Origin of the sequence: Campylobacter majalis, from assembly GCF_905120465.1 — a bacterium.
In the GTDB taxonomy this organism is placed as follows: domain Bacteria; phylum Campylobacterota; class Campylobacteria; order Campylobacterales; family Campylobacteraceae; genus Campylobacter_A; species Campylobacter_A majalis.
On sequence record NZ_CAJHOF010000030.1, the window covers coordinates 1 to 9,823 of the forward strand.

Here is a 9,823-nt window from a genome sequence, read left to right on the forward strand (position 1 = left end):
AGCATAGCTCTGTGTCTTTGGTTATCATCATTGTTGATTGAAATTTTATCTATGACCCCTAGGTTTAGATCTAAGTTAATCTTTCTTGATTTTAGATTAAGGGGTTTTATGTTTGCAAAGCTTGTTATAAAGCCTACTTTTTTTAAAGCATCTGCTGTGCTTTTTAATATTGTTACGCTTTGCCTTTGATATAAAATAACAACTTTATCTCACTAAAATATATAAGTTTTAGCTTATTAGCCCATTAGGCTGAATGAGATACATTTTGATTAATTTAATATTGATTTAAAATTTTACATCTAAAGAAGCTTTGTAAAATAGGGGAAACCCCCCTAAAATTATGCGTTTTTTTCTCGTTTTTCTATTTCGTTTATATTTAAAAGAACAAATTTATACCCAAGATATATTGATAAAATCCATAAAAAACAAAAAACTAATGCCGATATCATCATCTCTCCTTAATACGCATGATGGTCATTTTTGATCTCATCGCTTGTGATTTTCTTGCTATCAATTGCACGCCATACCACAAATATATACCCAAGCACAAATGGAATAACAAGACTAACATAAAACATAACGTCAAGTGTATAATGGCTAGAACTAGCATTTTTGATAGTTAAAGAGCTTTGTAAATCAGCGTAAGATGGGTAAAATGCTGTGTTATTTACGCCTGTGATTAAAAATAGCACCATTACAGCCAAACTAACGCCTACACCGTAATAAACTATGCCATAAACGCTAGACGTAAATGCCCCTTTAAAGATGCCATAAAGCGTTAATAATACGCCAAGTATAAGCACAAAAAACAAGCTTGGGATTTGAAGCAAATTGTTAAAATATTTATACTCACTCATCACAACAAAGCCGTTTATATCGTATTCAAAGCCATCTTTGCTAAATATCCAGCCAAGAAAAACTAAGAAAAATGGCAAGAAAAATATTGTATTTTTTAGCACTGCTTTTCTAGCATTTGTGCGGATATTTTCATCATTTATATTGTTTATGATGTATAAGGCACCGCCAATTCGAGATAGAAAATACAAACTAAATCCAAGCGTATATAGCCATGGGTTTGCAAGTGCTTCAAGACCTCTAAAGCTACTTTGCCATTGGACGAAATTATACTCATCTAGTAAAAAATCACTACCACTAAAAAACGTAGCAACCGCCATGCCTATTAAAATCACGCCTAATGAGCCGTTGATAAATAAGAAAATTTCATATGTTTTTTGACCTAAAAAGTTATCTGGTTTTTTTCTATACTCGTAGCTTACAGCTTGGATGATGAAGCAAAATAGTATCAGTAGCCACACCCAATACGCACCGCCAAAGCTTGTTGCATAAAACAGCGGAAATGCCGCAAAACACGCACCGCCAAACATAACAAGCGTAGTAAATGTAAGCTCCCATTTTCTGCCGACTGAGTTTATTATCATGTCTTTTTCTAGCTCTGTTTTTGCTATGCTAAAAACTAGCGTTTGCCCACCTTGGACAAACATCATAAACACCAAAAGTCCGCCAAGCAAACTAACTATAGACCACCAATAAAGTTGTAAAAATTCTAAACTTAGCATATTAAAATCCTAACTTGATCTGTTTTAGCATGATTTTGATCTCGGCTATTAAAAGTGCCGTAAATAACGCTGCAAATGCAAAAAATGAAATTTTGACATTTGTATCGGCTAAATTTGTAGCGGCGATTTTAGTCGGCATTAAATCCTGAACGACCCATGGCTGACGACCCACTTCAGCGACTATCCAGCCTGTTTCAGCCGCGATATATCCAAGCGGTATGGTAAATAAACAAATCCAAAGCAATTTGCGAAATTTAGTGATATCGTTTGCCATGCACAAAAACGTAACAACAAAAAACAACGCTATAAAATAGCTACCAAGTGCAACCATGATATGAAAGCTATAAAACGTCAAAGCCACTGGTGGCACGGCTTCTTCAGGGGTATTTAAATAGCCATATCCAAGATGTGCGATGTTTTCATCAAGCAGTTTTTTAGCCTCGTTCATTCTTGCCACATCGCCTAGTTTTTTAGCGTCTTTAAATTCTTTTAAAGCCGATACAGCAATTTGCCCTTTTGCCATACGGCTTGATACACTCTCTATGCCGTGTTTTTCGTTGCCATATACTATATCATCGATCCCTGCGATAAATGCATTTATATCACGTTTTCCAAGAAGCGATAGCATGTAAGGCACTTCGATGTCAAACAAAAATGTTTTTTCGCTATCTCCTGGTTTTTTATCAGGATTTAACACGCCAAATGCGACTAATCCCTGTCTTTCATCGCCTTTATAAAGCCCCTCCATCGCAGCTAATTTCATAGGTTGGACTTTAGTTGCTTGATAGGCACTCTCATCACCGCTAAATAGCAAAAATAGCGATGTCACAAGCCCAAACGAAGCTGCGACTATCATTGATTTTTTAGCCATTACGACGTCTTTTGCTTTTAGTATAAACCACGCCGAAATTCCTATCACAAATAGTGCTGATATCGTGTATCCGCTTGTAACTGTGTGAAGAAATTTAATAAACCCAACCGGGCTAAGAGCCACTTCTAAAAAGCTTTGCATCTCCATTCTAGCTGTTTCTGGATTAAACTGCATACCGATTGGATACTGCATCCAGCCATTTGCGACAAGTATCCACATGGCACTTAGGTTTGAGCCAATTGCGACAAGCCAGGTTGAGATAAGATGAAATTTCTTACTCACTCTATCCCAACCAAAAAACATAACAGCAAAAAACGTGCTTTCTAAAAAGAAAGCTATAAGCCCCTCAATGGCAAGAGGAGCACCAAATATATCGCCAACAAACCAGCTGTAATTTGCCCAGTTTGTGCCAAACTCAAACTCCATAATTATACCAGTGGCAACGCCTATGGCGAAATTTATACCAAACAGCTTAAGCCAAAATTTTGTGATTTTTTTCCACTGTTCGTTGCCTGTTTTGACATATATGCTTTCCATAATTGCTATTATGAAGCTAAGTCCAAGCGTAAGCGGAACAAATAAAAAATGATAAATTGACGTAAGGGCAAACTGAGCCCTAGACCAATCAACGGAGGCTAACTCTGGCATGATTTTCCTTTGTGTTTAATTAAGTGTAGTGATAATTTTCTAGTTGTAATCTTTTGTAAGATTGTCTAGTATAAACTCGCTTTTTTCATCTTGTGTTGTAAATTTTGTGTTTATCGTCTCATCGAAAAAAAACACCTTCAAAACACCAAACATAATTAAAAGCTTTATAAAAATGATCGCCCAAAGCTTACGACCAACGCCCATCGAGCGAAAACCATCAATATAAAATTTAAAAATTTTAACTAAATAATTACTACTCATAAAAGCGAGTATATAAAAATATTACTTAAAATTTGATTTTAAAATTTAAAACTTTGTTTTATTTATGTAAATTTACAAGACTTTTATGCCTAGCAAAGAGATATCTAATCGTCGCTTTTAATACTCACAACAAACCCTAAAATAATAAGCCACCAAGATATACAAAAACAACTTAATATTTGGTGTTACAAAATATAAAATTTTATTATTTTTTAATTAATGCAATATTTTAAGTTTATTTAATGTAAAATCCCAAAATTTAATTAATAATCAACAAGGAGATAAATAAAGCATGAGAAAACAGATATTAATTAGTGCTATTGTTTGTAGTGTTTTGAGTGCCAATGCTACCACATTTGAATACAAAGGCAAAAAAGACGGAGCAGAGCAATACCTAAAAGATAGATCTCACGTGCCTGGTGCTAGTGGATATGATTTTCAGTTTACTGGAACAAATAACAACAACCTAACATTTAACTATAATCCAAATGGAGCAGATGTTGTAAATCCTGAGAGTGTCTTAGGAACAGAAGAAAGTGACAAAAGTGTTTATAATAACGTCTTTACAATAAAAAATGGAAAGTATAGAGATTTTGGTTACGCTGGTGTCACAACGCAGGGAAATGCATACAACAACAAAGCTATTTTAGAAAATGGAGAAGCTGGGGTATCTTTAACTGGTGGATATTCAAATTTCGGATCAGCATATGAAAACGAAGTAGAGATTAAAGATGGCAAGGCTGGAATAGTATATGGTGGGCAAATAGGTCACAATTCGGGCACTGCATATAGAAACAAAGTAACCGTAAGTGGCGGAGAGGTTGGATTGGCTATTGGTGCTGGAGATGATTCTTCCTTAGATGAAGCAGGCGACATGCATAATAACGAAGTTATCATCTCAGGCGGTAAAATAACTAACGCCGTATTAGGTGCTTCAAATGACAAGAAAGGCTCAGCGTATAGTAATAAAGTAACCATAAGTGGCACTGCAGATATACAAGGAAGCGTATTTGGATCACGCGTTGGTGGCAAAAAAGATAACATAAAAGCGACAAAAAACATCGTAACGATAGATGGCTCACAAAATATAGCAACACAAAGTAGTAGCAGTAACCAAGATCAACGTATAAAATTTAAAAAAGATAGCACAGTGATATATGGCGGTGCATGTAGTAATGACAGTCTTGCTAGGGGAGTTCAACAAACAAATCAAACTGGGTGCCAAGCCGATGTCTTTAGTGGAAACACTCTAATTATAAAGCATGTAGCGGACTTGGAGGTAAAAGATATTGCAAATTTTGAGTTTATTAACTTTATATTGCAACCAGGTCTAAAAGCATCACGCACTATTTTATCACTTGAAGGCACTGGCAAGACAGACTTAAGCAAAACTAAAATAGGCGTAATGATGAGTGGTGGTATCAATAGTCTTAATTTAGGGGATATAGTAACTTTGATCGATAAAATAAATGGCGAGATAACTCCACCAAAAGATATGACAAACACCCTAGATGATAAAGCACGAACCATAAGAACGGTAAGTGGCGTCTCAAAGATATTTACATTTACACTAAAAGCTGAAGGCAACACAGGCACACCACAAGGTAGCACTGGTAGTGCGGCTACTCAGCCACCTACTCAAGCACCAGGTGCAGAAAAGATAACAAAAATAATCGCTCAAGTATCTGAAGTGCAGGACAACCCAAAGCAAAAAAATATCGCCGAAACTAGTGCTATGATGGGTGGCATGGTAAATGAAAGTGGCGAATTGGCTGTCTCGAGTGGATTAAAAGGTGCGGTAAGTGCAGCACAAACAAGTGGTGGCGAGACTGCTAGTTTCGGTAGTATGGGCGGTCAAAATGTGCGTCTAAACTCAGGCTCACACGTAGATGTTAAGGGCTTTAGTGTGATTGTTGGTGCAAGCAAACAAGCAAATGATATGGTTACATATGGTGCATTTATCGAAACTGGTATCGGCAACTATGATAGCTACAACAACTTTGGCAATGCTGGTTCGGCAAAAGGCGATGGCAAAAGCAAATATCTAGGCACAGGCTTAATGGCAAAATTTGATCTAACAAATGGCTACTACACAGAAGCTAGTATCAGGGGCGGTAAAATCTGGTCTGATTACAAAAGCGATGATGTAAATCCAGGCGTAAGAGCGGAGTTTAAGAGTGCTAGAATTTACTGGGGCGGACATTTGGGATTTGGTAAAATTTTTGATATAGATGATAGCCAAAATATCGATGCATATACGAAACTTTTCTTAACAAGGCTAAATACCGATACAATTAGCGTAATCGGCGAAAAGATCAAATTTCATAACTCAAACTCAATTAGAGCTAGGGTAGGCACAAGATATAATAAAGAATTTAACGATACTATTAAGGGCTATGTTGGTGTGGCATTTGAGAGAGAATTTAACTCAGACGCAAAATCTACAAACCTAACTCAAAATGAAAAAATCAAAGCACCAACTCTAAAAGGCAACACCGCTATCGGTGAGCTTGGCATGAAAGTGCAGACTAAATATAAGCCTCTTACAATCGACTTTAACCTACAAGGCTTAGGCGGCAAAAGAGAGGGTGTAACTGGTGGCGTAAATTTCGAGTTTAAGTTTTAATCTTGATATTAAATCCTATCTTGCGGATGTCTTTGTGATGTCTGCAAGATCTCTTATATAACTTATCTAGCAATAAAATATTTTGTCTATATTTAAAAATAAGCTTAAGTAAATTTTCTAACTAGTTTAATAAACTTTATGCAAATTTTTTGATTTTTGTATTAATTTCACCCTTTTAAGTATATAAAATTGCTTTTTAATACCTTGAAATTTTGTTAAGCTGTATTTGGCGTGTGTTTATTGCATTATGTGAGTTTGCTTTAAAGCTACAAGCAACTCATTTTAAATTTTTGCAATGAGCTTTTGCTTTGTGATTAACCAAACAATTATAAGCTTTATGCTAAAATCAGCAACAACTCACTTATGAAGCAAATTAAAGTATCTTTGCAAATGCTATTTCTTGCGATTAATTGCAATCTCTACTTTGCTAAAAGCAGACGATATAAGCTTAAATGCACATCGTTATTAGAATTAGTTTAAGTTAAATTTACTAAAACATCTTATATTAATCGCATTTGTAGGCTTATTCGTATCATAAAGTGTAATTTTGTCTTGTTTATTACATAAATTTCAGTGCTTTATTATAAATATTTATATATCATTGTAAAGATATTTAATATCATTATTTAATAAACAATACTAATATTAAATCTTAAGGAGTTATTTTATGAGACGTGGTTTTGGTATGTCGTTGGTTTTGGCGTTGATGTTATATAGCGACACTTTGGCACAAGAAATTTATGAGATAGCCGATGTCAATGTAGATGCAAATGTGACAAATTCGTCCATAAGGGGTGGTAGTAGCATATCTGCAAAGAGTGAGTTTGGTGGCAAAACTACAATAAATCGCAAAATGATCGAGGCAAGTCTGGGTGGAAATGGCGACATCACAAGCCTACTTCGCACAAATCCAGCGGTAAAATTTTCAAACACTAACCGCCAAAGCACCACCATGGGCGAGATAGATCCAGCAGAAATAAGCATAAACGGTGCAAAACATTATCAAAATAACTTTATGATTGATGGAATGAATATCAATAATGATATAGATCCAGCAAATAGAAATCTTAGCAATGCTAATAACATCTGGAATCCAGTTAGCTCAGCATCTCAGGGCATGGCAATTGACGCTGATTTGCTTGAGAGTATCGATGTATATGATAGCGATGTATCAGCAAAATACGGAGGTTTTACAGGTGGCGTGATAGATGCTAAAACAAGAGATCCACAAGAGGGCTTTCATGGTAAAATTTCAATGTCGCATACCAGAGATACTTGGACGAAATATCACATCGATGGCGGGAATGATGCAGAATTTTTCACAGAATCATCTGATGCATCAAACCAGCCAAAATTTAAAAAATACACTACAAAGCTAAATTTAGAAGGCTTTATAACGCAAGATTTTGGATTGCTCTTTGCTTATACAAACAAGCAATCAATCATACCACTTCGTGCTTATAAATCAAGCTCAACTAACGAAAAATACACCGAGCAAACTATCAAGCAAAAACGAAATATCGATAATTATTTCATTAAATCGCTTTGGTATGCAACTGATAGACTGACATTGCGTCCAATGATAACATATGCTCCGCAAAAGGCAAAAGTGCATAGAAATAATGCAAAAGACTCATTTATGTATCAAAAAGGTGGTGGATTTACTGCGGCACTAAATACCGAATATGAATTTGATTTTATGATGATGGAGTCTCAACTAAGCTACTCAAAACTAGAAGCTTCAAGGGATTCTGAAAATCAATACAGCCTAACATGGAAACACTCGGCTGATAAAGACTGGGGCTCAGAAAAGGGAAATTCTGCAGAAGGTGCACTTGGAGATATAAATCAGGTGCAAAAAACACTAACTTTTACAAACGACTTAAAATTTAATGATTTTGATTTTTTAGGCTCAAATCATAGCATCATAGCTGGTTTGGAGCTTAAAAAACAAGAGACTTTTTACGAAATACCAGAAGAATTTATAGCAGCAGGGCAACCAAAAGACCTAAATGGCGACACATGCAAAGATCAATACTGCTCATCTGTGCCTACAACAGATGGTAAATTTAAAAAAGGACAATTTCTTACATACAAGCAAGTTTATGGTCCTGGAAAAGTGTCGGTAGAGCAAGATTCTTGGGCGTTTTATTTACAAGATCAAATTAAACTTAGTAGATTTACATTTAGACCTGGCGTGAGATTTGGCGGAGATAGCTACATGGATAAAAAGACTATTTCGCCTAGATTTAGCATGAGCTATGATGTGTTTGATGATGAAAAAACGGTGCTAAGCTTTGGCAAAAACCGCTATCATGGACGAAATATATTTGGGTTTAGACTAAAAGATGGACAAATGTCACTTGTAAAATACAATAGACGAACCAAAGCATCGCAAGATTTTTCGCCAGATAAAAATCCAAGAGGCAAAAGCAATACGAAATTTAGCCATTTAAATATACCATATGATGATGAGACGTCATTTGGTATTGCTCAAAAATTTTCAAATTTTCAAATTGATTATAAATACATAAAGCGAAAAGGCAGAGACCAGATCACAAAAACCACAGCCAAAGCACTGAATTTAGAATGTGGCGAAGGCTATAATAAAGCAAATTCTTGCTATATGTATACAAATAACGGCAAGAGCGATACGAATACATACAGGATATCACTAAGCACAATTAATCCTATACAATTTATCGGAACAAGTCACAATATAGAGCTTTCGTATGAGAGATTTAAAACCAAAACAAATGCTAAAAATTACGATGTATCAGATAGCTTAATACAAAAAGAGGTATTTTATAATGGCGAGATAATGGAGTATGGCGACTTGCCTGTTGGCGATTTTTCTATACCTTGGACCATTAGGCTAACAACTGTCTCAAAAATACCACAGACAAATTTAACAATATCAAATTTCATTACCTACAAAGGTGCAAGAGATGCTATTGCCAAAACAGGCACTGCAAAAATAAACAACACAAGTTATGATGTGTATGAGAGTGTAAATTTAGGCAAGGCTTTGACATATGATGCACGTATAGGATATGAGAAAAAGCTACCAAAGGACATGAGTGTGTTTGTAAATCTAGATATTACAAACGTGCTTGATCGCATAAACAAAAGCGGACTTCAAACAAGTGATGGCTCAAGAGTGGCTTTTGAGCCTGGGCGACAATTCTGGCTCGAAGCTGGGATTAAGTGGTAAGCAAAGTCGTTTATAAGACGCTAAACATTTAGCGTCCGTGACTTCGCAAATAGGCGAAGTAATCGCCAAGCAATACATTATGATTAAACAGTGCCGATATGTCGTTTAGATGGCTTTTAAAATTGCTCAACCGATAAAGCTTAGCAAATTAAAAGCCATCAATTGCCTTGCTTGTTATGTTTGTAAATTTATAAGACAACACTTTTTAATCTAAAACTCTATATTTAACTGTTTTTAAATTTCTTTATCAAATCTCTTGTGCTCTTTAATTAAAAAATTTGGTAAGAAATTTTTGGTGCAAAACAAACTTGTGGATATGCTCATCACACAAAAGCACTAAAATAATAAATTTGCCTTGCTTTGTTTGTGGCTACAAACGAAGTAAAGTGAGGTTTAGATTAATAAGCTAGATAATCTTTATGAAATTGATAAGAGAAACTTGACTGAGTTAAATTTCATTGTCATAACAAGAGCTTTTAATTATGTTTAGAATTTCAAAAATAGCTTTAATTAAATTTGATTAATAAAACTTACGATTTTATTAATTTATAAACTTAAATGTATATTTTTTAAATTCATATTCTAATTTTAAAAATAAAACTAAAATATAATATTTTTTATTAAAT

5 protein-coding genes are annotated in these 9,823 nt (G+C 34.9%); 2 read left to right on the top strand and 3 right to left on the bottom strand.

The window, feature by feature from the left end; translation table 11 throughout:
* Window positions 1–458 precede the first annotated feature (458 nt).
* From LQU93_RS09535 to LQU93_RS09545, 3 genes are read right to left on the bottom strand one after another with little or no spacing between them, the layout of a single operon-like run.
* A complete protein-coding gene (locus tag LQU93_RS09535; protein ID WP_229933655.1) occupies window positions 459–1,577 on the bottom strand; it encodes a cytochrome d ubiquinol oxidase subunit II in 1,119 nt (372 codons plus the stop codon).
* Between the two features lies 1 nt (window position 1,578).
* Window positions 1,579–3,096 (bottom strand): cytochrome ubiquinol oxidase subunit I, encoded by a 1,518-nt coding sequence (locus LQU93_RS09540; protein WP_229933656.1) that lies wholly within the window; start codon window positions 3,094–3,096, stop codon window positions 1,579–1,581.
* A 39-nt stretch (window positions 3,097–3,135) separates the two neighbouring features.
* Window positions 3,136–3,357, bottom strand: coding sequence for a DUF4492 domain-containing protein (locus LQU93_RS09545; RefSeq protein ID WP_229933657.1), 222 nt, complete (start codon window positions 3,355–3,357; stop codon window positions 3,136–3,138).
* 292 nt (window positions 3,358–3,649) lie between these two features.
* On the opposite strand from LQU93_RS09545, the gene LQU93_RS09550 reads away from it, so the two are divergent.
* Together LQU93_RS09550 and LQU93_RS09555 are read left to right on the top strand one after the other, a co-directional pair.
* A complete protein-coding gene (locus tag LQU93_RS09550; protein WP_229933658.1) occupies window positions 3,650–5,983 on the top strand; it encodes an autotransporter outer membrane beta-barrel domain-containing protein in 2,334 nt (777 codons plus the stop codon).
* Between the two features lie 667 nt (window positions 5,984–6,650).
* Window positions 6,651–9,197, top strand: coding sequence for a TonB-dependent receptor plug domain-containing protein (locus tag LQU93_RS09555; RefSeq protein ID WP_229933659.1), 2,547 nt, complete (start codon window positions 6,651–6,653; stop codon window positions 9,195–9,197).
* Window positions 9,198–9,823 lie beyond the last annotated feature (626 nt).

Coding starts and splice junctions, on each gene's coding strand:
- LQU93_RS09535 (WP_229933655.1), bottom strand. CDS start 1,577: ATGCTAAGTTTAGAATTTTTACAACTTTATTGGTGGTCTATAGTTAGT.
- LQU93_RS09550 (WP_229933658.1), top strand. CDS start 3,650: ATGAGAAAACAGATATTAATTAGTGCTATTGTTTGTAGTGTTTTGAGT.
- LQU93_RS09540 (WP_229933656.1), bottom strand. CDS start 3,096: ATGCCAGAGTTAGCCTCCGTTGATTGGTCTAGGGCTCAGTTTGCCCTT.
- LQU93_RS09555 (WP_229933659.1), top strand. CDS start 6,651: ATGAGACGTGGTTTTGGTATGTCGTTGGTTTTGGCGTTGATGTTATAT.
- LQU93_RS09545 (WP_229933657.1), bottom strand. CDS start 3,357: ATGAGTAGTAATTATTTAGTTAAAATTTTTAAATTTTATATTGATGGT.